Origin of the sequence: Sphaerisporangium flaviroseum, assembly GCF_039537005.1 — a bacterium.
Classification (GTDB): Bacteria; Actinomycetota; Actinomycetes; order Streptosporangiales; family Streptosporangiaceae; genus Sphaerisporangium; species Sphaerisporangium flaviroseum.
Genome location: NZ_BAAAZR010000002.1, coordinates 617,298 through 642,074, shown reverse-complemented (window position 1 = coordinate 642,074; position 24,777 = coordinate 617,298). Strand labels below are relative to the sequence as shown.

General features: G+C 70.6%; 21 protein-coding genes. 10 read left to right on the top strand and 11 right to left on the bottom strand.

Translation table 11 applies throughout. The features are described from left to right. Nucleotides 1-763 precede the first annotated feature (763 nt). Nucleotides 764-1,180 (top strand): ferritin-like domain-containing protein, encoded by a 417-nt coding sequence (locus tag ABD810_RS09060; RefSeq protein WP_344936707.1) that lies wholly within the window; start codon nucleotides 764-766, stop codon nucleotides 1,178-1,180. A gap of 289 nt (nucleotides 1,181-1,469) precedes the next feature. Here ABD810_RS09060 and ABD810_RS09055 read toward each other — a convergent pair whose 3' ends face one another. Continuing rightward, nucleotides 1,470-3,011, bottom strand: a complete 1,542-nt coding sequence (locus ABD810_RS09055) for a phytoene desaturase family protein (protein WP_344936705.1) — start codon at nucleotides 3,009-3,011, stop codon at nucleotides 1,470-1,472. A gap of 99 nt (nucleotides 3,012-3,110) precedes the next feature. Between ABD810_RS09055 and ABD810_RS09050 the strand changes: the two genes are divergently transcribed. The 3 genes from ABD810_RS09050 (at nucleotide 3,111) to ABD810_RS09040 (ending at nucleotide 6,985) form a co-directional block, all read left to right on the top strand. Then, the gene (locus tag ABD810_RS09050) at nucleotides 3,111-4,115 is read left to right on the top strand and encodes a pseudouridine-5'-phosphate glycosidase (RefSeq protein WP_344936704.1); all 1,005 of its coding nucleotides are present in this window, start codon (nucleotides 3,111-3,113) and stop codon (nucleotides 4,113-4,115) included. Further along, on the top strand, nucleotides 4,115-5,038 hold the full coding sequence (locus tag ABD810_RS09045) for a carbohydrate kinase family protein (protein WP_344936701.1): 924 nt from the start codon (nucleotides 4,115-4,117) through the stop codon (nucleotides 5,036-5,038). Before ABD810_RS09050 ends, ABD810_RS09045 begins: the two co-directional genes overlap by 1 nt. Nucleotides 5,039-5,158: 120 nt before the next feature. After that, nucleotides 5,159-6,985, top strand: coding sequence for a hypothetical protein (locus ABD810_RS09040; protein WP_344936700.1), 1,827 nt, complete (start codon nucleotides 5,159-5,161; stop codon nucleotides 6,983-6,985). Here ABD810_RS09040 and ABD810_RS09035 read toward each other — a convergent pair. The 5 genes from ABD810_RS09035 to ABD810_RS09015 all read right to left on the bottom strand — a co-directional run bounded on the left by ABD810_RS09035 (nucleotide 6,975) and on the right by ABD810_RS09015 (nucleotide 13,381). Next, a complete protein-coding gene (locus ABD810_RS09035) occupies nucleotides 6,975-7,433 on the bottom strand; it encodes a GNAT family N-acetyltransferase (RefSeq protein ID WP_344936698.1) in 459 nt (152 codons plus the stop codon). The two genes, ABD810_RS09040 and ABD810_RS09035, sit on opposite strands and share 11 nt — an antisense overlap. A gap of 171 nt (nucleotides 7,434-7,604) precedes the next feature. Beyond that, complete coding sequence (locus ABD810_RS09030) at nucleotides 7,605-8,771, bottom strand: acyl-CoA dehydrogenase family protein (protein ID WP_344936696.1); 1,167 nt, start codon at nucleotides 8,769-8,771, stop codon at nucleotides 7,605-7,607. A gap of 4 nt (nucleotides 8,772-8,775) precedes the next feature. Continuing rightward, a complete protein-coding gene (locus ABD810_RS09025; RefSeq protein WP_344936694.1) occupies nucleotides 8,776-9,786 on the bottom strand; it encodes a hydroxymethylglutaryl-CoA lyase in 1,011 nt (336 codons plus the stop codon). Beyond that, a complete protein-coding gene (locus tag ABD810_RS09020; RefSeq protein WP_344936693.1) occupies nucleotides 9,783-11,792 on the bottom strand; it encodes an acetyl/propionyl/methylcrotonyl-CoA carboxylase subunit alpha in 2,010 nt (669 codons plus the stop codon). The genes ABD810_RS09025 and ABD810_RS09020 overlap by 4 nt, the downstream gene beginning before the upstream one ends. Before the next feature lie 2 nt (nucleotides 11,793-11,794). Further along, the gene (locus ABD810_RS09015) at nucleotides 11,795-13,381 is read right to left on the bottom strand and encodes a carboxyl transferase domain-containing protein (RefSeq protein WP_344936692.1); all 1,587 of its coding nucleotides are present in this window, start codon (nucleotides 13,379-13,381) and stop codon (nucleotides 11,795-11,797) included. An 85-nt stretch (nucleotides 13,382-13,466) separates the two neighbouring features. Between ABD810_RS09015 and ABD810_RS09010 the strand changes: the two genes are divergently transcribed. From ABD810_RS09010 to ABD810_RS08995, 4 genes are all read left to right on the top strand, one after another. Further along, nucleotides 13,467-14,063, top strand: a complete 597-nt coding sequence (locus ABD810_RS09010) for an SACE_7040 family transcriptional regulator (RefSeq protein WP_344936689.1) — start codon at nucleotides 13,467-13,469, stop codon at nucleotides 14,061-14,063. Between the two features lie 87 nt (nucleotides 14,064-14,150). Beyond that, on the top strand, nucleotides 14,151-14,828 hold the full coding sequence (locus ABD810_RS09005) for a PadR family transcriptional regulator (protein ID WP_344936687.1): 678 nt from the start codon (nucleotides 14,151-14,153) through the stop codon (nucleotides 14,826-14,828). Then, complete coding sequence (locus ABD810_RS09000) at nucleotides 14,825-15,808, top strand: ATP-binding cassette domain-containing protein (RefSeq protein WP_344936685.1); 984 nt, start codon at nucleotides 14,825-14,827, stop codon at nucleotides 15,806-15,808. Before ABD810_RS09005 ends, ABD810_RS09000 begins: the two co-directional genes overlap by 4 nt. A gap of 3 nt (nucleotides 15,809-15,811) precedes the next feature. Further along, nucleotides 15,812-16,684, top strand: a complete 873-nt coding sequence (locus tag ABD810_RS08995; RefSeq protein ID WP_344936681.1) for an ABC transporter permease — start codon at nucleotides 15,812-15,814, stop codon at nucleotides 16,682-16,684. A 74-nt stretch (nucleotides 16,685-16,758) separates the two neighbouring features. Here the strand turns inward: ABD810_RS08995 and ABD810_RS08990 are convergent, their stop codons facing one another. After that, nucleotides 16,759-18,135: a hypothetical protein gene (locus tag ABD810_RS08990; protein WP_344936679.1), complete on the bottom strand. Its 1,377-nt coding sequence runs from the start codon at nucleotides 18,133-18,135 to the stop codon at nucleotides 16,759-16,761. Nucleotides 18,136-18,414: 279 nt separating this feature from the next. Here ABD810_RS08990 and ABD810_RS08985 point away from each other — a divergent pair, with 279 nt between their 5' ends. Further along, nucleotides 18,415-20,550, top strand: coding sequence for a thiamine pyrophosphate-dependent enzyme (locus ABD810_RS08985; RefSeq protein ID WP_344936677.1), 2,136 nt, complete (start codon nucleotides 18,415-18,417; stop codon nucleotides 20,548-20,550). A 9-nt stretch (nucleotides 20,551-20,559) separates the two neighbouring features. Here ABD810_RS08985 and ABD810_RS08980 read toward each other — a convergent pair whose 3' ends face one another. The 4 genes from ABD810_RS08980 to ABD810_RS08965 all read right to left on the bottom strand — a co-directional run bounded on the left by ABD810_RS08980 (nucleotide 20,560) and on the right by ABD810_RS08965 (nucleotide 23,763). After that, entirely contained in the window at nucleotides 20,560-21,108 is a 549-nt protein-coding gene (locus ABD810_RS08980; RefSeq protein ID WP_344937569.1) for a TIGR03086 family metal-binding protein, read from the bottom strand. Between the two features lie 66 nt (nucleotides 21,109-21,174). Next, a complete protein-coding gene (locus tag ABD810_RS08975; protein ID WP_425566870.1) occupies nucleotides 21,175-22,323 on the bottom strand; it encodes a magnesium and cobalt transport protein CorA in 1,149 nt (382 codons plus the stop codon). A 66-nt stretch (nucleotides 22,324-22,389) separates the two neighbouring features. Continuing rightward, complete coding sequence (locus tag ABD810_RS08970; RefSeq protein WP_344936671.1) at nucleotides 22,390-22,908, bottom strand: nuclear transport factor 2 family protein; 519 nt, start codon at nucleotides 22,906-22,908, stop codon at nucleotides 22,390-22,392. Between the two features lie 21 nt (nucleotides 22,909-22,929). Beyond that, nucleotides 22,930-23,763 (bottom strand): amidohydrolase family protein, encoded by an 834-nt coding sequence (locus ABD810_RS08965; RefSeq protein WP_344936668.1) that lies wholly within the window; start codon nucleotides 23,761-23,763, stop codon nucleotides 22,930-22,932. A 264-nt stretch (nucleotides 23,764-24,027) separates the two neighbouring features. On the opposite strand from ABD810_RS08965, the gene ABD810_RS08960 reads away from it, so the two are divergent. Next, nucleotides 24,028-24,705: a M50 family metallopeptidase gene (locus ABD810_RS08960; RefSeq protein WP_344936665.1), complete on the top strand. Its 678-nt coding sequence runs from the start codon at nucleotides 24,028-24,030 to the stop codon at nucleotides 24,703-24,705. Nucleotides 24,706-24,777 lie beyond the last annotated feature (72 nt).

Below are 24,777 nucleotides of genomic sequence, written 5' to 3'. Positions count from 1 at the left end.
GGTGAGGGAACACCCGACCGACTGGCGTGTGGTCATTGAACGGGCGACTGGGTGGGGCACGATGGTGAATAGGCCCTCCCGGCACCCGTTTGATCGGGGTGCCCGGGTGCTGCCCACCCGGGGTGAGGGGACTCCTGACCGGCTGGCGTGTGGTGGGACTCCTGACCGGCTGGCGTGTGGTGGGACTCCTGACCGGCTGGCGTGTGGTGGGACTTCTAACCGGCTGGCGTGTGGTGGGACTTCTAACCGGCTGGCGTGTGGTCATTGAAGGGGCGACTGGGTGGTACACGATGGTGAATAGGCCCTCCCGGCACCCGTTTGATCGCGGTACCCGGGTGCTGCCCACCCGGGGTGAGGGAACGCCCGACCGGCAGCGCGTACGGGGCTCACGCCGCTAGATGTACTGACCACGGACGTTGGTGACAGCAGGACAGGATCAGCGACACGCTGTTGATGGTCTTGAAATGGGTGAAGGCCGGCGGGACCGTGGTCGGGGCCTCCGAGTACGGTGAAACGGAGCGCGTAGTCCCCTACAAGCTCGGCTGAGCAGGGTGCCGGCGTGGGTACTGGGCCTCTTCTCTGAAGGCCCGGCTGGGCGGAGGAGGCCTCCTTCACAGCTTTGCCGATCGGTGGGCACGGTTCCTTCGCCGGACTGCTGGTGCCTTCTTTACATGCCTGGCCGAGCAGGTGTGAGGGGCGCCGCATTGTCGCCGGGATAGGGGGTAGGAGGGGACCTCGACGGTTAACGGAAGGATGATCAAGCGTGGACCAGCAGAGTTTCATAGCCCTCCTCAACGAAGACCTGGAGAGCGAGTACCGCTCGATCGTGCAGTACACGCAGCACACCGCGACGATCAAGGGTCCTGAGTACCAGAGCATCATCGAGGAGCTGGGCGCCCACCTGCACCAGGAGTTGGCCCATGCGACGACCCTGGCCGGGCAGATCGCCTTTCTTGGTGGGGTCCCCTCCGTCTCGGTCCCCGAGATCCCCAGCGTGCCCGACGGCGCCGCCGCTCTCCAGCTCGACCTCGACCTGGAGGAGGCACAGCTCCAGCGCTACCGCGAACGCGTCAGCCAGGCCATCGAGCTCGGCCTCCCCGACGTCGCCGAAGCGCTCCGCCCGCTCCTTCAGCAGACCCAGGACCACGTCATGGACCTTCAGGGCGCTCTGGGCAAGTAGGCGGCACATTCGGGGACCGCATTACGGCATATACGGTGGCAGAGCTGTTATGGCCGGGTGGCGGCTGAACGTGAAGAGGCCCTCCCGGCACCCGTTTGATCGGGGCACCCGGGTGCCGCCCACCCGGGTGTGGGGTCAGGTGATCGGCCGGCGAATGGCCATAGGCCGGACCCGGACGCAGGTGTTGTAACCGTTGGCGCGTCGGCCCATGGGCATCTTGTTCATGCGAAGTCGGCCCATGGGAGCCCGATCGCCGTGATCCCGTACAGGCCCGCGACGGTGAACGCCGTCAGGAGGGCTTCTGCAGGACCGCCATGGCCGCGTTGTGGCCGGGGATGCCGCTCACGCCGCCGCCGCGCCGGGCGCCCGCGCCGCACAGCAGGATGCGCTCGTGCGGGGTCTCCACGCCCCATCGGCCGACCTCGGCGGGGTCCTCGGCGAACGGCCAGGACAGATCCTCGTGGAAGATGTGCCCGCCGGGAAGCCCGGCCTCGTTCTCCAGGTCCACGGGGGTCTTGGCCTCGATGCACAGCGATCCGTCGGGCGTCCGCAGGAGGCAGTCCTCGATCGGCTCGGCCAGCACGCTGTTGATGGACGCGAGCGTCGCCGCCAGCGCCTCCTTTCGTGATTTATCAGCATCTCCGCGGAAAAGACGGGCAGGCATGTGCAGACCGAACAACGTCATCGTCTGGGCCCCCGCCTCCTGGAGCGAAGCACCGAGGATCGAGGGATCGGTCAGCGAGTGGCAGTACACCTCGGCCGGCGGCAGCGCGGGGATCATGCCCGCCGCGGCCTGCTCGTACGCGAGGGCGAGCTGGTCACGGCCCTCGTTGATGTGGAACGTGCCGCTGAACGCCGCCACCGGGTCCACCGAAGCGTCCTTGAGCCGGGGCAGGCGCGAGAGGACCATGTTGACCTTGAGCTGGGCTCCCTCCGGCGACTCCCGCGTCTGGCCGAGCAGCCCGGCCAGGATGGCGGGCGGGGTGTTGACCAGCACATGGTCCCCGGTCACGGTGTGCTCGGCGCCCGCGGCGTCGCGGAACACCACCTCCCCGCCCGGGTCGACCGACAGCACCTCCATCCCCGTGTGGATCTCCGCGCCGGCCCGCGCGGCGGCCGCGCCCAGCGCGCCGCTCACCGCGCCCATGCCGCCGACCGGCACGTTCCATTCCCCTGTGCCGTCGCCGACGACGTGGTAGAGGAAGCAGCGGTTGGCGAGCAGGTCCTTGGCCGGGTCGGCGAAGGTGCCGATCAGGGCGTCGGTCAGCACCACGCCCCTCACCGTGTCGTCGCCGAAACGCTCGTCGGTCACCTCGCCGATCGGGCGCTCGAACAGATCACGCCAGGCCTCGTCGTCCGCGACCACCTCGTCGCGCAGTGCCGCGCGGTCGCGCAGCGGTTCGAGCAGGGTCGGCGCGATCCGCCGGGCGACCCGGGCCGTGAGCCCGTAGAACCGGTCCCACTCGGCGTGGTCGGCGGTTCCCCCGGTCACCTGGGCGAAGGAGGCGGCGGTCCTGTCCACGTCACCGTTGTCCACGAGCAGCCCGATGTCGCCCACCGGGGTGTACGACGCGTAGCGGCGCCGCCGCAGTTCCAGCGCCAGCCCGAGGTCAGAGACGATCTTGCTCGGCAGGAGGCTGACCAGGTACGAGTAGCGCGAGAGCCGGGCGTCGACCCCCGGGAACGCCTGGGCCGACACCGTGAGCCCGCCCACGTGGGACAGTCGCTCCAGCACCAGCACACTGCGTCCCGCACGTGCGAGGTAGGCCGCGGCGACCAGACCGTTGTGTCCGGCACCCGCGATGACAGCGTCGTAATGCGAACGAGGCATGACAAAGTCTCCTAATCCGGACAGTACGGTGAGACGTCACATCAGGGGAACAATCCCCCTGGAGCGTACATACAGAGAGGACCGAGAGCGAGCATGCATATGACCGGCCCCGGCGAGCAGATCATCCAGACGTCCGAGGAAGTCGCCGAGGCCCTGGCCTCGGGCGCTCCCGTGGTGGCGCTCGAGACCACGATCATCTCGCACGGTCTGCCCCAGCCCCGCAACCTCCAGGTGGCCCGCGAACTGGAGGAACTGGTCCGGGAGGCGGGGGCCGTACCGGCGACCATCGCCGTGCTCGACGGGGTGGCCCGCGTGGGTCTGGACAAGAGCATGCTCGAGCGCGTCGCCACCGAGCCCGGCCTGCGCAAGCTGGGCTTCCGCGACCTTCCCCTCGCCGCCGCGCTGTCGGCCAGCGGCGCCACCACCGTCTCGGCCACCGCGTTCCTCGCGGCCCGCGCGGGGATCCGGGTGTTCGCCACGGGCGGTCTGGGCGGCGTGCACCGCGAGTGGACGGCCAGCCAGGACGAGTCCGCCGACCTCGACATGCTGGCCGGCACCAGGATCACGGTGGTCTGCGCCGGCGTGAAGTCGATCCTCGACGTTCCCGCCACCCTCCAGCGGCTGGAGACCCGGGGCGTGAGCGTGGCCGGATACCGCACGGACTTCTTCCCCGGCTTCTACCTCCACACCTCCGGGCTCCCGGTCGACTGGCGCCTCGAAAGCCCCGCGGAGGCCGCCGCCGTCATGCGCGCGCAGGACCTCCTGGGCGGCCCGGAAGCGGCGCTGATCGTGGCCAACCCGGTGCCGGAGGACGAGCAGCTCGACCCGGTCCTGCACGACCGCGTGCTCGCCGAGGCCCTGGCCGCCGCGGATCGCGAGGGGATCACCGGCCAGGCCATCACCCCGTTCCTGCTCGACTACCTCGTCCGGGGCACCGGCGGCGCCTCCCTGGAGGCCAACCTGGCCGCCGTACGCGGCAACACCCGCCTGGCCGGGCGCATCGCCGCCTCGTGGGCCTCCCCGCCCTCCGGCTCCCCCGCCCCGCAGGCCCGCACGACCTCGGCGGACCCGTCTGCCGGGTCCTCCCCCGCCGTGGAGAACTAGTGGGCGGTCTGCTCGTCATCGGTGACGCCGTCACCGATGTGGTCGCGCGGCACCACGGGCCGGTCGCGTCCGGCACCGACACCGCCGCCGACATCGTCGTACGGCCCGGCGGCTCGGGGGCGAACACGGCGTCCTGGGCCGCCCACCTGGGCGCGGACGCCCGGATCCTCACGCGGGTCGGGTACGACACCGGCCAGTGGCACATGGCCGAGCTGCGCAGGTCGGGCGTGCGGCCGCACGCCCGGGTGGACCCGGACCACCCGACAGCCGTCGTGATCGCGATGGTGGACCGCACCGGCGAGCGTTCCATGCTGACCAACCGTGGCGCGGGCGGCCGCATCGGGCCGGCCGACTGGGAGGACGACCTGCTCGACGGCGTGAGCCACCTGCACCTGTCCGGATACACGCTGTTCGCCGAGTCCGGCCTGGAGCTGGTCCGGATGGCCGTACGGGCCGCGGTGGCCCGGGAGGTGCGCATCAGCGTGGACCCGGCCTCCACCGGATTCCTGCGGGAGTTCGGCACCGAGAGGTTCCTCGTGGAGACCGCCGCCGCGTCGATCGTCATCCCCAACCTGGACGAGGCCCTGCTGCTCACCGGCGCGACCGACCCCGCCGCCGCGGCGGCGGCGCTCGGCGCGCGGTACGGCATGGCGGCGGTGAAGCTGGGCGCGGCCGGGGCGTTGCTGGCGCGGCGCGGCCAGGTGACGCATCGAGCACCGGCCGTAACCGCCAGAACGGTGGATTCGACGGGAGCCGGCGACGCCTTCGCCGCCGGGTTCCTCGCCGCTCTGATTTCCGGTGACCCACCAGAGCTCGCGCTGGAAACGGGCTGTTCAGCGGGGGCCTCGGCCGTCACGCGGCTCGGGGGGCGGCCGGAGCCGGCAACCGGGATCCGCTCAGTGACGGGCTCTGGGATCGGCTAGCCGCTATGTTCTCCCTAGATGGCGCTAATTGATAGCCTCCGGCGTAAGCTGCACCATTAGCAACATGCGTCACACTCGGGAGGATGCGGTCAGCCGATGGACGCCGATTCAATGATCTGCTTGAGTGATCTGGTCCCGGCTCTCCGGTGGAGCCGTCCTCAGCAGATCGCCGAAGTGCTCGCCGACCCCCGGCTTCCCGTGGGCTGGTGGGCTTCGGTCGCCCTCAGTCGTGCTATGGGCACGACCGGTGTCGACTGGCTCTGTGACCGCCTCTCGCGGCTGGCCGTCAGCCGCTGGGACCATCTGGCGCTGATGGACGTGCTTCCCGCGCTCCAGATCCACACAGTGGATCCCGGGCTGCCGGGATGGCCGGAGCCCGCGCGCTCCGCGATCAGCGGGATGGGCGGATGGCAGCGTCTGCGCCGGCTCAGCGCCGCGGACCTGCGGCTTCCGACGGTTCCCGCGTCACCTGAAGTGATCATCACCGCCGTCTTCCGCGAGATCCTCGGCCGGCTCCCGGCGATCGCGTCGCAGGTGCCGCCGCAGATCGCCCCGCAGGCGTCCCCCGGCATCGCCCCGCAGGTGCCCCCGGGCATCGCGCCGAGGGTCCCGGCGCCCGCCGCGCCGCAGGTCCCCGCGCCGGCCGGGACGCAGACCGGCCCGCACCCCGCTCAGCCGACCGGCCCCCATCCGGCCCAGCCGACGGGCCCGCGTCCCGCTCAGCCGACCGGTCCCCACCCGGTACAGCCGCCCGCGGGCGTGCCGGGCATGAACGGGGTACCAGGCATCCCCGGCATGCCGGGGAGAAGTGGCGTGCCGCAGGCGCCGGGCCCGTACCGCGAGGCCCCCCCGGCCGCCGTGGCGCAGCCTCCCGTCGCCCCTCCCCCGCCGCCGGTCTCCGACAACCCCCTCGTCAGGCTCGTCGACGCGGTGTTCCGCGAGTGGACGCCGCTGGAGCGGGCCGTCGCCATCGAGCGGCTGTTCGCCGAGGAGCCGATCAGCCTGCGCACGCTCGCCCACGAACTGCACGTCGATCGTGACGTGCTCTCCCAGGCTCAGCGGGCGGCCGAGGAGCGGGTGCTGCACTGGTTGCGCTCACCCGAATCCACCGCCGTGACCGGTCACCTGTTCCGGCTCACGGAGTGGCTCGGCGTCGCCGCCACGGAGGACCAGCTGATCGGGGCCGACCCCGCGCACCCCATCCAGGTGCCCTCGCTCGGCACGCCGCTGTGGCGCGTCCTGGTGGCCCTCATGCCCGACCGGCGCCTCCAAGACGGCTGGCTGGTCGTGGGCGACCTCACCCGCCTTCGCGAGCGTACGGCGAAGCTGCTGGGCGACAAGACCTCGGGAGAGGACGCGGCGGAGCTGCTGGCCCAGGTCGGCATCCGGGCGCACTCCGCCCAGGCCTGGATCGACGCGCTGCCCAGGGCCATGACCCGCCAGGAGCCGCCGGCCACGAACGGCTTCACGCCGCTCCCCCGCCGCACGCCCGGGGCGAACGGCCACCAGATGCGGGGCGGGCTGCCCGTCCCCTCCGTCGCCGACAACCTTCCCGACGCCCAGACGGCCCTGGCCGCGCTCACCGCGCTGTCCGGTCCTCCGCGGCCCCATCTGGTGCCGGAGCCGCGTGCGGCCACCCACGCGCCGCCGCTGCCCAGCCCGGCCTCCGACCCGCGCCGCTGGCAGCGGATCGACGTCACCAGCGAGCACCTGCGGGGCGAGCCGGTGGCCGTGCCCGAGGGGTACGCCACGCAGCTCGGCATGCGCCCCGGCACGCTGCTGTCGGTCACCGGGCCGGGCGACAACGCGGTCGTCCTGGTCTGGCGCGACCGCCAGCCGGTGTTCGACTCGCTGCAGCCGGTGCTGATGCGGCTGAACGCCCGGCCGGGCGACGCGATCTACGTCACCGTGGACGGCTACCGCCTGGACGCCCAGCTCACGTCGTGAGGGGTCCAGGCGGCCCCCCTGAGGTGGCCACGCCTGGCTTGAGCACCTTGCGGTAGTAGGTCCCAGCGGACTCGTACTGCAGCGCCTGGTAGAACTCGGGAGCCCGCCGGGTCGCCAGCGCGATGTATCCGGCGTCCCGGGACCGGGCCCAGGTCTCGAACTCCTCCAGCAGCGCCCGGCCCAGACCGCGCCTGCGGAAACCGTGCTGGGTCATCGCCTCCTCGACCCAGGCGACGTGGCCGTTGGCGAACAGGGTCAGGTGCACGTAGCCGAGGAGGTAGCCGCGCACGTCTCCGCCCACGACCGCCACCAGGACGAGGGCGTCGGGGTTCTCCAGCAGGAGCGGGAAGGCCGCGTCGAAGGCCGACCGCTGAGGGCGGAAGGACAACGCGAACTCGCGGGCCAGTCCGAAGATCTCCTCGGTGTCCTTCTCTTCAGCCCTCCGCACCAGGAGATCATCAGATGTCATGAAAAGGACTTTAGGTACTGGACAGCCTGTTCGTCCATTCGGGACACCTCACCTAGATCACAGTTCACCGTCTTCGAAGACCGCGCAGCCCCCGAGCTGGGCGACCAGTTCGAGCTGGTCCGCCTGATCACCGGACCGCGCGGGCACGGCTCAGGCGGGCATGCCGAGCTGGCGGGCGATCAGCATGCGCTGGACCTCGCTGGTGCCCTCGCCGATCTCCAGGATCTTCGCGTCGCGGTAGAAGCGCCCGACCGGGTACTCGTTCATGAAGCCGTAGCCGCCGAAGATCTGGGTGGCGTCACGGGCGTTGTCCATCGCCGCGTTGGAGCTCACCAGCTTGGCGATGGCGGCCTCCTTCTTGAACGGCTCACCCGCCAGCATCTTCTCCGCGGCGTGGTAGTAGGCCAGCCGGGCCGTGTGGGCGCGCACCTCCATGTCGGCGACCTTGAACTGGATCGCCTGGTACCGCCCGATCGGCCGGCCGAACGCCTGCCGGTCCTGGACGTACCGCAGGCTCTCGTCGACGCATCCTTGCGCGAGCCCCACCGAGAGCGCCGCGATGGCGATGCGGCCCTCGTCGAGGGTCTGCAGGAACTGGGCGTACCCGCGCCCCCGCGCGCCGAGCAGGTTGGCGGCGGGCACCCGGCAGTCGGTGAACGACAGCTCACGGGTGTCGGAGGCCGACCAGCCCACCTTGGAGTACTTCTTGGAGGCCGTGAAACCGGGCGTGCCCGACGGGACGAGGACGGTGGAGATCTCCGGGGTGACCCGCCCGTCGGGCCGCTCGTTCCTGCCGGTGATGGCGGCGACGGCGACGAACCCGGTGATGTCGGTACCGGAGTTGGTGATGAACGCCTTCGAGCCGTTGATCACCCACTCGTCGCCGTCCAGCACCGCCGTGGTCCGCATCCCGCCCGACACGTCGGATCCGCCGCCGGGCTCGGTCAGCCCGAACGCTCCGAGCACCTCGCCGGAGCTCAGGCCGGGAAGCCACCGCTCCTTCTGCTCGGCCGTGCCGAACCGGTAGATCGGCATCGCGCCCAGGGACACCGCCGCTTCGAGGGTGATGGCGACCGAGGAGTCGACCCGGGCCAGCTCTTCCAGAGCCAGGCAGAGGGCGAAGTAGTCGCCGCCCATGCCGCCGTACTCCTCGGGGATCGGCAGGCCGAACAGCCCCATCCGTCCCATCTGCGAGACGATGTCGTACGGGAACGCGCAGCGCTCGTAGAAGTCGCCGATCACCGGCGAGACCACGTCCCTGGCGAACTCCTCGACGGTCTTGCGCAACGCCTCGTACTCGTCGTTGAGCCGGTGCATGCTCTCACTCCTCTTCTTCGGCCAGGGCCTGTTCCGAGGACAGGCCCCCTTCCGCGGACGGGGGCTGCCCCTTGGACAGGGGCTGTTCCTTGGACAGGGCCTGGACGACGCGGGACGGGCTCGGGCGGCCCAGCTCCGCGGCCAGCCAGGCGCTGGTGGCGACCAGCGACTCCAGGTCGACGCCGGTCTCGACGCCGAGCCCGTTGAGCATCCAGACCAGGTCCTCGGTGGCGAGGTTGCCGGTGGCGCTCTTGGCGTAGGGGCAGCCGCCGATCCCGCCCGTGGAGGCGTCGACGACGGTCACCCCCGCTCTCAGGGCGCTGAGGGTGTTGGCCAGGGCCTGGCCGTAGGTGTCGTGGAAGTGCACGGCGAGCCGTTCGGGACCCACGCCCGCGCTCGCGAACGCCTCAAGGAGGGCCGAGACGTGTCCGGGGGTGCCGACGCCGATGGTGTCGCCCAGGGACAGCTCCGAGCAGCCGAGGTCCAGCAGCCGCGCGCCGTGCCGGACGACCTGGTCCACCGGGACCGGCCCTTCCCACGGATCGCCGAAGCACATCGACAGGTACGCCCGGACGGCGAGCCCGTTGTCCCGAGCGAGCTCCACCACCGGGGCGAACATCTCCATCGAGCCGTCCACGCTGCGGTTCAGGTTCCGCCGGGCGAAGGTCTCCGTGGCGCTGCCGAAGATCGCGATGTCGGTGACGCCGAGGTCGAGCGCGCGGTCCAGGCCGCGCTCGTTGGGCACCAGCACCGGGTAGCGGACGCCCGGCACCCGTTCCATCCGGCGCAGCAGTTCCTCCGCGTCGGCGAGCTGCGGCACCCATTTGGGGTGCACGAAGCTGGTCGCCTCGATGGTGGTCAGCCCCGCCTCGGCCAGCCGGGCGACGAACGCCGCCTTGACCTCGACGGGTACGATCGCGGACTCGTTCTGCAACCCGTCCCTGGGCCCGACCTCGTAGATCGTCACCCGGTCCGGCAGCCCCTCCATCGGGACCTCGAGCGGTGCGCGCATCATGACCCTCCCGCCTGCTCGGCGCCGGGGTTCTCGTCGCGGACGACGGCCAGCACGGCGTCCATGTCGACCGGCTGGCCGGCCCGTACGGAAAGCTCGGCCACGACGCCGTCCGCGGGGGCGGTGACGGTGTGCTCCATCTTCATCGCCTCGACGATCAGCAGCGGCTGCCCCTCGGTGACCCGCTCGCCCGGGACGACCTTGACCAGCAGCACGGTGCCCGGCATCGGGCTGCGGACCACGCCGTCGCCGGTGCGCCCGGCGTCGGCCAGGTCGCGGTCTCCCGGCTGGTGCGGCGTGAGCGCCCACGATCTCCCGTCCCGGCCCAGCCACACGGTCTGGCCGTCCGCGGCGAGGGCGAAGCGGGAGGCCAGCCCGTCCAGCGTCACCAGCGCGTCGCCGCCGTCCCGCCCTCGGGCGAGCAGCGCCTCGACCGGCCGCGCGTCGCCCACGATCACCTCGGCTGCCCGCCGGGGCAGGCCGCGGACCTTCACCTCGATCGTCTCACCACGCGACGTGAGCAGCCACGGCGTCCAGGCGGGCTCGCCGACCCGCCACCCGTCCGGCACGTCCCACGGGTCGTCGCCCGCGGCGGACACGAGCCGGTCGTGCAGGACCAGGGCGGCGGCGGCCGGCACGTCGTCCGGCAGTGCCCCGGAACCGTAGGCGGTGGCGAGCAGCGCGCCGAGACGCCGGTCGATCAGGCCGGTGCCGAGATCGCCCGCCGCCACGTCCGGGTCGGCGAGCAGCGCCCGCAGGAACGCGATGTTGGTCGTCACGCCGAGGACGGTCGTCGCCCGCAGGGCGGAGTCCAGCCGCCGCAGCGCGCTCTCCCGGTCCGGGCCCCAGGCGATCACCTTGGACAGCATCGGGTCGTAGTCGCTGCCGACGACCGTGCCCACCTGGAGCCCCGAGTCCACCCGGACGTCGGTCTCGGCCTCCGGCTCGGCCAGGGCGAGTACCCGCCCGCCCGTGGGAAGGAAGTCCCGGGACGGGTCCTCCGCGTACACGCGCGCCTCGATGGCGTGGCCGCGCAGCCGGACGTCCTCCTGCGACAACGGCAGCGGCTCCCCCGCCGCCACGCGCAGCTGGAGCTCCACCAGGTCTAGGCCGGTGACGAGCTCGGTGACCGGGTGCTCGACCTGGAGCCGGGTGTTCATCTCGATGAAGTAGGCCGGGTGCCCGGGCTCGTCGCCGGAGACGATGAACTCGACGGTGCCGGCGCCCACGTACCCGACCGACCTCGCGGCCCGGACCGCGTCGGCGCCCATGCTCTGCCGCGTGCCCTCGTCCAGCAGCGGCGAGGGCGCCTCCTCGATGATCTTCTGGTGCCGGCGCTGCAGGCTGCACTCGCGCTCGCCCAGGTGCACGACGTTGCCGTGCGCGTCGGCCAGCACCTGGATCTCAATGTGCCGGGGATCGGCGACGAACCGCTCGACCAGCAGCGTGGCGTCCCCGAAGGCGGCGGCGGCCGTGCGACGGGCCGACTCGATCGCCTGGGGCATCTCCTCGGCCGAGCGCGCCACCAGCATGCCCTTGCCGCCGCCGCCCGCCGACGGCTTGATCAGCACGGGAAACCCGATGCGCCGGGCGGCCTCGGTGAGGTCGTCGGCGGGCTCCGCGCCGCCGGGCACGACCGGGACCCCGGCCGCCGCCACGGTGGCCTTGGCCCGGATCTTGTCGCCCATCGCCTCGACGGCCTCGGGCGGCGGCCCGACGAAGACCAGGCCCTCCTCGGCGCAGCGCCGCGCGAACGCGGTGTTCTCTGCGAGGAACCCGTAGCCCGGGTGCACGGCTCCGGCGCGGGTGAGCTTCGCGGCCGCGACGACCTGCTCGATGTCGAGGTAGCCGGAGGCCAGCCGTACGGCCGTGTCGGCCTCGCGCACGTGACGGGCGCCCGCGTCCGCGTCGCTGTACACGGCGACGGACCGGATGCCGAGCCGGCGCAGGGTCCTGATGACGCGGAGCGCGATCTCGCCCCGGTTGGCGACAAGAACGGTGTCGAACATGGTCACATCCGGAAGACGCCGTAGCCGATGGGGTCGAGGGGGGCGTTGGCCGCCGCCGAGAGGGCCAGCCCGAGAACCGTGCGGGTGTCGAGGGGGTCGATCACACCGTCGTCCCAGAGCCGGGCCGTGGAGTAGTACGGGCTGCCCTGCTGCTCGTACCGTTCACGGATCGCGCGCTTGAACTCCGCGTCGTCGCCGGCCTCCCCGCCGGGGCGTACGGTGGCCAGCACGTTGGCGGCCTGCTCGCCGCCCATGACGGAGATGCGGGCGTTGGGCCACATCCACAGGAAGCGCGGGGAGTACGCCCGCCCGGCCATCGCGTAGTTGCCCGCCCCGAAGGATCCGCCGATGACCACGGTGAACTTGGGCACCCTGGCGCAGGAGACGGCCGTGACCATCTTGGCGCCGTGCTTGGCGATGCCCCCGGACTCGTAGGCGCGGCCCACCATGAAGCCGCTGATGTTCTGCAGGAAGACCAGCGGCACCTTGCGCTGGTCGCACAGCTCGATGAAGTGGGCGCCCTTCAGCGCCGACTCGCTGAACAGGATGCCGTTGTTGGCGATGACGCCCACCGGATGCCCGTGGATGTGGGCGAAGCCGGTCACCAGCGTGGGCCCGTACTCGGCCTTGAACTCCAGGAAACGGCTGCCGTCGGTGATCCGGCCGATGACCTCGCGCACGTCGTACGGGGTGCGGGTGTCGGCGGGCACGATGCCGTACAGGTCGCGGGGATCGTGCAGCGGCTCCTCCACGGTCGCCCGCTCCCACGGAGCGGGGTTCCTGGGCGCGAGCGTGGCGACGATGTCGCGGACGATGGAGAGCGCGTGGGCGTCGTCCTCGGCGAGATGGTCGGTGACGCCGCTGACCCGGGCGTGCACGTCTCCGCCGCCGAGCTCCTCGGCCGTGACCTCCTCCCCGGTCGCGGCCTTGACCAGCGGGGGCCCGCCCAGGAAGATCGTGCCCTGGTTCCTGACGATCACCGCCTGGTCGCTCATGGCCGGCACGTACGCGCCTCCGGCCGTGCACGAGCCGAGCACCGCGGCGATCTGCGGGATGCCGCGCCGGGACATGGTCGCCTGGTTGTAGAAGATGCGCCCGAAATGCTCCCGGTCGGGGAAGACCTCGTCCTGGAGCGGCAGGAAGGCGCCGCCGGAGTCGACCAGGTACACGCACGGCAGGTGGTTGTGGAGGGCGACCTCCTGGGCGCGCAAGTGCTTCTTGACCGTGAGCGGGTAGTAGGTGCCGCCCTTCACGGTCGCGTCGTTGGCGACGATCGCGCATTCCCTGCCGCCGACCCGGCCGACGCCGGTGATGATGCCGGCGGCGGGGGCCTCGTCCCCGTACAGCCCGGTGGCGGCGAGCGGCGAGAGCTCCAGGAAACGGGAGCCGGGGTCGAGCAGCGTGCCGACGCGGTCGCGGGGCAGGAGCTTGCCGCGCTCCACGTGCCGCACGCGCGAGCGCTCCGGACCGCCCAGAGCCGCGAGCGCGAGCCGTTCGCGCAGGTCGGCGGCCAGGCGCTCGTTGACCTCCGCGTTGCGCTTGAACTCCTCGCCGACCGGACTCACCACCGTCCGCAGCACAGGGGCCATGATGCGCACCTCCCAGCGGTTAACGTTCGCTAACACCGCCCTGGATGTTAGTCATCATTAACTGATTCGTCTACCATTGCCGGTCATGACCGTTGTGCGGAGTCCTACCCGCGTTCCGAGCCCTCGGCGCAGGGAGATCCTGGACGCGGCGGCCACCTTGTTCGCGGCGCGGGGTTTCCATGGGGTGTCGATCGAGGAGATCGGCGGAGCGGTCGGCATCTCGGGGCCCGCGCTCTACCGCCACTTCAGTGGCAAGGAGTCCCTGCTCGCCGAGATGCTGCTCGACATCAGCGAGCGGCTGCGCACCTCCGCCGTGGAACGGGCCACCCGGTCCTGTGACGGGGGCGAGGCGCTGGACGCGCTGATCGCCGGGCAGATCGAGTTCGCGCTCGACCACCCGGCGCTGATCACCGTGCACGACCGCGAGCTCGGCAACGTGCCCGAGCCGGCCCGCCGCCAGATCCGGCGGCTCCAGCGGCTGTACGTCGAGGAGTGGGTCACCGTCCTCAGCGAGCTGTACCCCGATGTGCGGCCGCCGGTGCTGCGCGCCGCCACCCACGCCGTCTTCGGCCTGCTGAACTCCACCCCGCACAGCGCCGGGGAACTGCCCCGCGAGGCCATGGCCGCGCTCCTGCACCGCATGGCGCGCGTCGCCCTCGCCAACCTCGTTAACGAGCACTAACACCACCACTATCCGGACATAGCCCCTTGTTCTGCCAACTATCTAGATATATCTTTTACGTATCTCGATAGTTGGAAGGATCATGAGATGAACAATCCGCACGAGTGGTACATGCGGATGGCCGCCTCCGGCCCGCCGCCGCACCTCGGCCCGCATGGCCCCCACGGCCCGTATCCGCCGCATCAGCGGCCCGGGCCCTACCCGCCGCCCGGCGCCCCCGCCTATCCGGCCCACCCCATGGCCCCGATGCCCCCCATGGCACCGGGCATGCCGTTCGCCCCGCCCGGCGGCCACTTCCCGCCGCGGGTACGCCGGGGGGACGTCCGGGCCGCGTTGCTGTCCCTGCTGGGCGAGAAGCGGCGCAACGGCTACCAGATGATCCAGGAGATCCACAACCGCAGCCATGGGATCTGGCGTCCGAGCCCCGGGTCGGTCTATCCCGCGCTCCAGCAACTCGAGGACGAGGGCCTCGTCACCGGCGAGGAGTCCGGCGGCAGCCGCACCTACACGCTCACCGACGAGGGCCGGCGTTACATCGCCGACCACGCCGACGAGCTCGCCAGCCCCTGGGCGGAGGTCGCGGGAAGCCTGCCGGAGGAGATGATGGAACTGCGCTTGCTCTGGGGGCAGCTCAGCGAGGCGTTCGGCCAGCTCACCCAGGTCGCTAACGCCAGGCAGGTGGCCGCGGCCCGCGCACTCCTGCGGAGCACCAGGCGGTCGGTGTTCGCCATCCTCGCCGACGATGAGGAGGAAGAGGAGAAGTGACGACAAGCGAGGCGCCCGCCGTCGCCGTACGGGGGCTGAGGAAGACATATGGCAACGTCGAGGCCGTCAAGGGCATCGACTTCGAGGTGCGGCCGGGCGAGGTGTTCGGCTTCCTCGGGCCCAACGGCGCGGGGAAGACGACCACGATCAGCATGCTGTGCACGCTGCTCGGCCCGACGGGCGGATCGGCCGAGGTGGCCGGGCACGACGTGGTCAGGGACCGTGACGAGGTCCGGCGCAACATCGGGCTGGTCTTCCAGGACCCGACCCTCGACGGCTACCTGTCGGCCGAGCAGAACCTGCGCTTCCACGCGGAGCTGTACGGGGTGCCGAAGGACGTGGTGGGCGAGCGCCTCAAGCAGGTCATGGAGATGGTCGCCCTCTGGGAGCGCAAGGACGCCAAGGTGATGACCTTCTCGGGAGGCATGAAGCGCCGGCTGGAGATCGCCCGGGGCCTGCTGCACTCGCCGCGCGTGCTGTTCCTGGACGAGCCGACCGTGGGCCTCGACCCGCAGACCCGGTCCGCCATCTGGGGATATATCAACAAACTGCGCCACACCGAGGACATCACGATCTTCATGACGACCCATTACATGGAGGAGGCGGAGTACTGCGACCGCATCGCGATCATCGACCACGGCGAGATCGTGGTCATCGACTCCCCCGAGGCGCTCAAGGCCAGCGTCGGCAAGGACCGCGTCCAGATCCAGACCGCCGACGACGAGACCGCGATCACCGCGCTCAAGGACCGTTTCGACATCGAGGCGGCCGTCCGCGAGGGCACGGTGACCTTCGCCGTCACCTCCGGCGAGGAGTTCGTCCCCCGGCTGTTCGCCGAACTGGGAGTGCCGATCCGCTCGGTCAGCGTGTCCCGGCCCTCGCTCGACGACGTGTTCATGAACTACACCGGATCCACCATCCGCGACGCCGAGGGCGAGAGCGGCGTGGCGTCGTGGATGCGCGCGATGGCGAGGAGGTAGACGATGACAACCGGCGTCACCGCGACCGGAGTGGTCCGGGTCCACGTGCCCGGCCGCAGCATCAGGCACGACATCCGGGCGATCAAGATCGTGCTCCATCGTGAGCTGCTGAGGTTCGTCAACGACCGCACCCGCATGGCCTCCACGCTGGTCCAGCCCGTGCTCTGGCTGTTCGTCATGGGCACCGGCCTGAGCACGCTGGTCTCCCAGGGACCGAGCCAGGGCGTCGACTTCCGCACCTTCATGTACCCCGGTGTGATCGCCATGACGGTCATCACCACGGCCATGTTCTCGGCCGGCTCGATCGTGTGGGACCGCGAGTTCGGCTTCCTGCGCGAGATGCTGGTCGCCCCGGTCAGCAGGGCATCGATCGTCATCGGCAAGTGCCTGGGCGGCGGCATCGTGGCGACCGTGCAGGGCGTCATCATCCTGGCCCTGGCCGGGCTGGTCGACGTGCCCTACTCCCCGGGGCTGATACTCCTGCTGCTCGGCGAGATGTTCCTGGCGTCGATCACGATCACCGCGTTCGGCGTGAGCCTGGCCGCCCGGATGAAGAACATGCAGTCGTTCTTCGGCATCATGCAGATGGCCATCATGCCCATGATCTTCCTGTCCGGGGCGATGTTCCCCCTGGCCAACCTGCCCGGATGGCTGGCCTTCCTGACCAAGATCAACCCGCTGACGTACGCCGTCGACCCGATGCGCCACGCCGTGTTCAGCCACCTGAACGTGAGCCCGCAGGCCGTCGAGGCGCTCAACCCGGGGGTCCACTGGTTCGGATGGCATGTCCCCGTCGCCATGGAGCTCGCACTGGTCGCGCTCATGGGCGTGGCCCTGGTCGGCGTGGCCATCTTCCAGTTCCGCCGCACCGACTGATCGACGTCGAACGGCCCGGGAGCTCGCGCTCCCGGACCGTCGCGTTCACCGGATCAGTGGTTCGATCCGATCGTCTACTTCTTCACCTTGACGTAGTCGCTCCTGCTGGCGGAGGACTCGGCCTCGTCGTTGCCCTTGAAGCGGATCTTCCAGTAGCCGGAGTGCCAGGCCTTCACCTGGGTCCAGAAGTTACCGGAACCGTTGGTGCGGACCGTCTTGACGTACTCCCAGTTCGAGTGGCCGGCGCGCTTGAAGTAGAGCGCGACCTTCTTGTGGTCGTACGAGGTCCAGTGGTCACCGTCCCAGATCTGCAGCTTGCCCTTGTTCTTGACGTACTTGCCGTACTTCACCGGCTCGGGGTACGCGTTGAACTTGATGATCCGGGTGTCGGCCGGCGCCGGCGGCTGCTTGACCGTCACGTACACGGCCCGGCTGCTGGTGCCCTTGACGCCCTTGGAACCGCGGAACTCGGCACGGTACCAACCGGACTTCTCCGCCTGGGCGTCGATCGAGAACCAGCCACCACGGCCGGTCCAGTCGTAGGCGACGAACTGCCACGACCGCGAGCCATCGGGCTTGAACAGCAGGTTGACCTTCCGTCCCCGGATGCCGTCCCACCCATGCGAGGTGTCGATCTGAAGGCGCCCGCGCGCGGTCAGCTCGTCACCCTGGTCGGCGGGGTCGGGGGCCACGTCGAAGCCGACGATCCGGCTGCTGGTGGACTTCCGCAGCACGTCGACCTGGTCGCTGTCGCTGACCGACTTGTGCGCCACCGACGAGCCGTCGTACTCGGCCCGCCACCAGCCGTCGCCCTCGGCCTTGACGCCGGCCGAGAAACGACCCTTCCAGTCGGTGTAGTCGTAGTCGACCCGCTTGTACCCGGAGCTGCCCTCGGCGCGGAAGGCGATGTACACCTTCTGCCCCTTGTACGAGCGCCACCCGTCGGTGCTGTTGATCAGCAGCCGACCGCGGAGGGTGAGCGTGTCGCCCTGGTCGATGGGCTCGGGCGAGGCGCCGAACCCAGCGAGATCGGTCTCCCAGACCTGCTTGACCTGGAAGTTCTTGCTCGCCGTGCCAGTGCCGACCACGCTGGTGGCCTTGGCGGTGACCTTCCAGTCACCAGGCGCGTCCGATCGGCCGAAGGTACGGGTGCCCTGCCACTTCTGCTTGCCGCCACTGAGGTCTTCGACCTTCTTGGCGTCGAAGCTGGTGTGCGAGCCGTTGGGCCGCCTCAGCGTGAAGCCCCCGCTGGTGGCGCCGTCGACCACGAAACTGAACGTGACGGACTTGCCGTCCTTGTTCTCGACGACGACCGGGCTGGGGCTCACCTCCACCGAGGAGACATCGGGGGCCGCGAGTGCCGCCCCTGCTGACGCCGGCGAGGTCACCAGAGTGAGGGCTCCGGCTCCCATCGCCATCGCGACTACGACGGCACGGATGCGTTTTAACACGGGTTCCGTCCTTCCCGTTGCTTTAACGCGGCTTGAGGGTGCCACGTCATTCCTTAGTAGTAGACGGCCCTTTGGTCGTAGTGGTTGTGCCGTCTGACAAACCGTCAGTAATTTAAGTCAAATACAACGGTCCACTCGGACACTGAGCCAGTCTGGGCAAGCACCGGGACGCGGCGCGGTTCATCGCGACATAATCGGCTTGTGGCCCGCGACACAGTTGAGACCCACTTCCTCGAGTCGGTTGCCGCACTCTCCCCGGGCAGCCGCCGCGATCCCGGCATGCCCGTGCGGCCCGGCACGACCCTGACCGGCGCCCGCTGCCGTGAGCTGTTCGAGATCCAGCTCGCCAGCCGGCTCCTCGACATCGCGGCCCGCTGGCTGCGCGAGCAGGGCGAGGGCTTCTACACGATCGGCTCGGCCGGCCACGAGGGCAACGCCGCGGTGGGCGCCGCCGTGCGCCTCACCGACCCCGCGCTCCTCCACTACCGGTCGGGCGCCTTCTACCTGACCCGGTCCGCCCAGGCCGGGCGGCTCGCCGAGGAGGGGCTGCGCGACGTCCTGCTCGGCTTCGCCGCCGCGGCCGAGGAGCCCATCTCCGGGGGGCGCCACAAGGTCTTCGGCCACCCCGACCTCGCGGTCATCCCGCAGACCTCCACGATCGCCAGCCACCTGCCCCGCGCCGTCGGCGTGGCCTTCGCCATCGAACGGGCCCGCAAGCTCGGCGTCGAGGACGCCACCTGGCCACCCGGGTCGATCGCGGTGTGCAGCTTCGGCGACGCCTCGGCCAACCACGCCAGCGCCCTGAGCGGCTTCAACACGGCGGCCTACTGCGCCTATCAAGGGCTGCCGCTGCCCATCCTGTTCGTCTGCGAGGACAACGGCATCGGCATCAGCGTGCACACCCCGCCGGGGTGGATCAAGGCCTCCGGCCACCCCCTCATCCCCCGCTTCCAGGCCGACGGCTGCGACCTGCCCGAGGCCTACGACGCGGCCTGCGAGGCGGTGGAGCACGTACGCACCCGCAGGTCACCGGCGTATCTGCACCTGCGTACGGTCCGCCTGATGGGTCACGCCGGCTCCGACGTGGAGTCGGCGTACCGCGCGCCGCGCGAGATCGCCGCCGACCTGGAGCGCGACCCGCTGCTCGCCACGGCCCGGCTGCTGGTGGAGGCGGGGCTCGCCGTCCCCGACGAGCTGCTCGGGCGCTACGAGACCATCCGTGAGCACGTGCTCAAGCTGGCGCTGGAGTCCACCCGGCGGCCCCGGCTGCGGTCGGCCCGCGAGGTCATGGAGCCTCTCACCGCCCGGCGTCCCGTCCAGGTCGCGGCGCAGTCCACCCGCAAGGCCGGCGACCGGGCGAAACTGTTCGGCGAGACCCTGCCCGAGCGTGAAGGCCCCCTCACCCTGGCCCAGGCCATCAACCGCACGCTGGCCGACATACTCGGCGCGTACCCCGAGGTCATGGTCTTCGGGGAGGACGTCGCACGCAAGGGCGGCGTCTACGGCGTCACGCGCGGGCTGCTGAAGCGCTTCGGCGCCGGGCGGGTGTTCGACACGCTCCTGGACGAGCAGGCCGTGCTCGGGCTGGCCCTCGGGTCGGCGACCTCGGGCCTGCTGCCGATCCCCGAGATCCAGTACCTCGCCTACCTGCACAACGCCCTCGACCAGATCCGCGGCGAGGCGGCGACGCTGCGGTTCTTCTCCAAGGGCGCCTACCGCAATCCCATGGTCGTCCGGGTGGCCGGGTACGCCTACCAGAAGGGCTTCGGCGGCCACTTCCACAACGACAACTCCGTCGCCGCCCTCCGCGACATCCCCGGGCTCGTCGTCGCCTCCCCCGCCCGCCCCGACGACGCCGCCGCGATGCTGCGCACCTGCGTCGCCGCGGCCAAGGCCGACGGCGAGGTGTGCGTGTTCCTGGAGCCGATCGCGCTCTACAACACCCGTGACCTGATGGACGAGGGCGACAACGGCTGGCTCACCCCGTACGCGCCCCCCTCCCGGTGGGCGGAGACGCACGTGCCGATCGGCAAGGGCCGCGCGTACGGCGACGGCCGCGACCTGACCATCGTGACCTTCGGCAACGGCCTGCGCATGAGCCTGCGGGCCGCGATCCGGCTCACCGCCGAGGGGTACGGCTGCCGCGTCCTCGACCTGCGCTGGCTGTCACCGCTCCCCGTGGACGACCTGATGCGCGCGGCGGACCTGACCGGCAAGGTGCTCATCGCCGACGAGACCCGCAGCACCGGAGGGGTGTCGGAGGGGGTGATGGCGGCGCTCGCCGACAGCGGGTTCACCGGCCGCGTCGCCCGGGTGGCCTCCAAGGACAGCTTCGTCCCGCTGGGCGACGCCGCCGCGCACGTCCTGCTCTCCGAGTCCCACATCGAGGAGGCGGCCCGCAAGCTCCTCGCCTGAGTCCCGCGCTCAGGGGCGGCGGCCGGTGAGGGCCAGCGTCCGGGTCTGGGGGTCGGCGTCGTCGGGCACGGGCACGGGCGCGGCGAACATGCCGCTTCCCTCCAGCGCCCCCGTCATCGGGGCCAGGTACTCGTACACCTCGGCCATGAGACGGGGGTCGATGCGATCGTCCACCCCGAGACCGCGGGCCAGGTCCCAGGCGTGCACGGCGAGGTCGCTCGCCATCTCCATGCAGTAACGGCGCGCGTTCACGGTCCCGTAGGACAGCTCGACGTCCCGGCCGAGCGCTCCCGGCTCGGCCAGCGCCCGTTGCGCGGCCACGCTGGCCTCCGTCCACCGGGCCATGGGGTCGTCGCCCAACTGGTCACCGTCGAACCGGTCGCCCACGTCGGACACCGTCGCCCCGGCGAGCAGCGGGGGCACCCACAGTTGCTCCACCACGAGATGGTTCACCAGATCGCGGACGGTCCACTCCGAACACGGCGTCGGCGCGCTCCAGTGCCTATCGTCGATCATCGCGACCCTGAGACCGAACTCGTCCATCGCGATGGCATGCATCTCCAGCACACGATCCTCCATACGCCGGACCTACCCGCAATGCCGAGATCATCCCTCCTGGACGGATCACAGCCAGTCGCGGCGTTTGAAGATCAGGTACAGGGTGCCGCACACCGCGCCCATGAGCGCGACGGCGAAGGGATAGCCGAAGACCCAGCCGAGCTCGGGCATGTGCGTGAAGTTCATCCCGTAAATCGTGCCCACCAGGGTGGGGGCGAAGAGGATCGCCGCCCAGGAGGAGATCTTCTTGACCTCCTCGCTCTGCGCGTAGCTCGCCTGGGTGACGTTCTTCATCTCCTCGTTCTGCGCCTGGCTGACCAGCGTCGAGTTGACGATGAGGATGTCCTGGAGCATCTGGCGGAAGTTGTCGACCCGCTCCACCACCGTGATCGCGTGGTCGGCCACGTCGCGCAGGTAGCGCTGGAGCTCCTCGTCGACACCGTACTTCGGCGAGCCCGCGATCAGGCCGCTCAGCATGTCGAGCAGCGGGCGGGTCGCACGCTGGAACTCGATCACCTCGCGCGACAGCGCGTAGATGCGCCGGGGCGCCGCCGGGTCGCCGCCGAAGACCTGCACCTCGATCTCGTCGATGTCCTTCTGCAGGCCCGCCACGACCGGCGCGTACCCGTCGACGACCGCGTCCAGGATCGCGTAGAGGACGGCCTGCGGACCCTGCCGCAGCAGGCCGGGGTCGGTCTCCATACGGCGGCGGACCTTGCTCAGGTCGGGCGCCTCGCTGTGGCGGACCGTCAGCACGAAGTCGGGGCCGACGAAGACGTGGAGCTCGCCGAACTCCACCTTCTCCGGCGAGTCGAGATACTGGGCGGCGCGAAGGACCAGGAAGAGGGTGTCGCCGTACCGGTCGGCCTTGGGACGCTGGTGGGCGACGATGGCGTCCTCGACGGCCAGCTCGTGCAGCCCGAACTCCTCGGCGACCCTGTTGATCTCCGTCTCCGCCGGGCGGTAGAGGCCGATCCACGCCAGGCTCCCGGGTCGCGAGCGCAGGAGCGCCACGGCCTCGCCCAGCGACGGCGGGCTGGCCACGCGCACGCCGTCGACGTAGACGGCGTTGTCGATCACCCCTTGCGGGGCGGCCCGGGTGTCGGGCTGCTTGGGACGGGGGTCCATGGAATGCTCCGGGGCGACCTCGTGGTCGTTCCCACGTACGGGCACTCGCATCAGATCTCTCAGCCCACGAACACGTCGCTCCGGCACGGCACACCTCCCCATGACAATCGGGACGGCGCAGTCACCGATCGGCGGTTCCGCCCGTGTCAGACCCTAACCCGATATGGGCGAATCACTCCGCAGGTACGCCTCCAGTTGACCACGCGCCTGCTCCCGTACCCGGCGGCGCAGCACCGGAGCCCAGCCGATCATCAATCCCGTGGGCTTGCCGAGCGCCATCTTCGCCCACTGCCGGAAGTCGAACTCGTCGTGGTGCCGCACGATCAGCCTGTCCTCGAAGCGGAACTGGGCGTCGACCTCGTTCACCACCTGCCGGCCGGAACGCGGGAAGACGTACCGCGCCGTCCAGTGAGCCGTGCCCGCGTGGTTGTCGGCCGCGATGTCGCGCGCCGACACCTCCAGCCCTCCGTCTCGGCCGAGAAGCATGCGCCACATGCCGAGGACGCGCTCACGGCCTTCCAGTTCGAGGAAGAGGGGATCACCGAAACTGACATCCGGGTGGTAGCACTGGCCCATGGCGTCGACGTCACTACGGGCGAAGGCGTCGAAGAACGTGCGCAACAATTGCCGGTGCTCGTCGCCCCATGACGCCGGTGTACGGGAGTTTGGCATTCACCCAGCTTAGAGGGGTTTTCAGAGCAAGCGGTTCCCATTCTCCCAGCAAACCGCCCGCAACCAGTCGTCGCCCAGATCGAGCCGCGCGAGAGCGTCCAGCTGATGGGCGTAGGGATGGGGAATCGTGGGGAAATCCGAGCCCAGTACGACCTTCCCCGCCAGCCCCAGATCGCGGAGCGGCGGCCTGAGCCGGGCCGGGAACGGCGTCGTGACCTCGGCGAAGTCCGTGAACGTCATCGTGGTGTCGAGGCACACGTTCGGGAAGCGCACCGCAAGGGCGAGGAACTCGTCGTACTCGGGCATGCCCAGATGGGCGATGACGACGGCCAGCGCCGGATGCGCGGCCAGGACGTCCGCGATCGGTCCTGGACCGGTGCACCGGCCGGGCACCGGCATGGACGAGGCGTGCACCACCACCGGGACCCCCGCTTCGGCCAGCAGGCCCCACACCTCCTTGATCTCCTGGTCGCGCGGGTCGAACCCGCCGACCTGGAGGTGGACTTTGAAGACACGCGCCCCTGCCTCCAGCGCGAGCCGTACATAGTCGAGGACGCCGGGCTCGGGGAAGAACGTCGCCGAGGGCACGCAGCCGGGGGTGACGCGGGCGAACTCCAGCGTCCACTCGTTGAGGCTCCGCGCCATGTCGGGCCTGTGGGCGTAGGCCAGTGCGGTGAAGCGGCGCACGCCGAGGGCGCGCAGCACTTCCACGCGGTCCTCCCGCGGAAGGCGGTAGCGGATATCCCACCCGTCCCCGATCAGCGGGCCGCCGTGCTCGAAGTGATGCCAGACCCGCCGCTCCATGCGCTCGGGAAGAAAGTGCACATGCACGTCCACGAGCCCAGGCAGGCCCAACGCCCCCCACCACCCGGTGACGTCCCCATCCTGGAGCCCGTACTGCCCCCAACGAGACGTGCCTGAGCGGAGGCCCTCTCCGAACGACCCCGGGACCGAAGGTTGTTCTAGCATCACAGTGACGACCTTACCTCGCCGACCATGCGACGCTATGTCCGCGCGTTCGCGCCCGCGCGCATGCCCATGGCGTATCAACGGAGGTGGACCCTGCAAAGCCTCAGCGGTTTCTGGACACGACTGACCACCGTGCAGCCGGACCCGCCTATGTGGATCACGGCTCTGGCGGCGTTCATCGCCCTCGGCGTGGTGCTCTATCCCACCTCTTGGGCCATTTCCAGAGGCCTGATCACGGTCGCGCACGAGGGAGGCCACGCGCTCGTGGCCCTGCTCACCCGGCGCAAGCTCCAGGGGATCCGTCTCCACTCCGACACCTCGGGGGTGACCCTGACCCGGGGGCGTCCCACCGGTCCAGGCATGATCTTCACGGCCGCCGCCGGGTACGTCGCCCCGTCGCTGCTCGGGCTGGGCGCGGCCTGGCTCACCGCCGCGGGATACATCACGATCCTGCTCTGGACGGTCCTGGTGCTGCTGGCCGGCATGCTGCTGATGATCCGCAACGTGTTCGGCGTGGTGGCGCTGGTGTCCATCGGCGGTGCCGTGTTCGCGCTGTCCTGGTTCGCCCCGCCCGACATCCAGAGCGTGGGAGCGCAGCTGGCCGCGTGGTTCCTGCTCATCGGAGGCATCCGGCCGATCATGGAGTTGCGGCGCAAGCGGCGGCGCGGCAGGGCGCCGGATTCCGACGCCGACCAGCTCGCACGGCTGACGCCGTTTCCCGGCGGGTTCTTCGTCTTCCTGTTCCTGCTGATCTCGACCGCCGCCCTGCTCACCGGAACCTACCTACTCACCCCAACCGACCTACTCGACAGCCTCAAGGGTCTCTGACCCGCCCGACAACCCGAACGGCCCCTGATCTGGGCGACGACCCGAAGCCGCCCGCACGAGGATGCGTGCTTC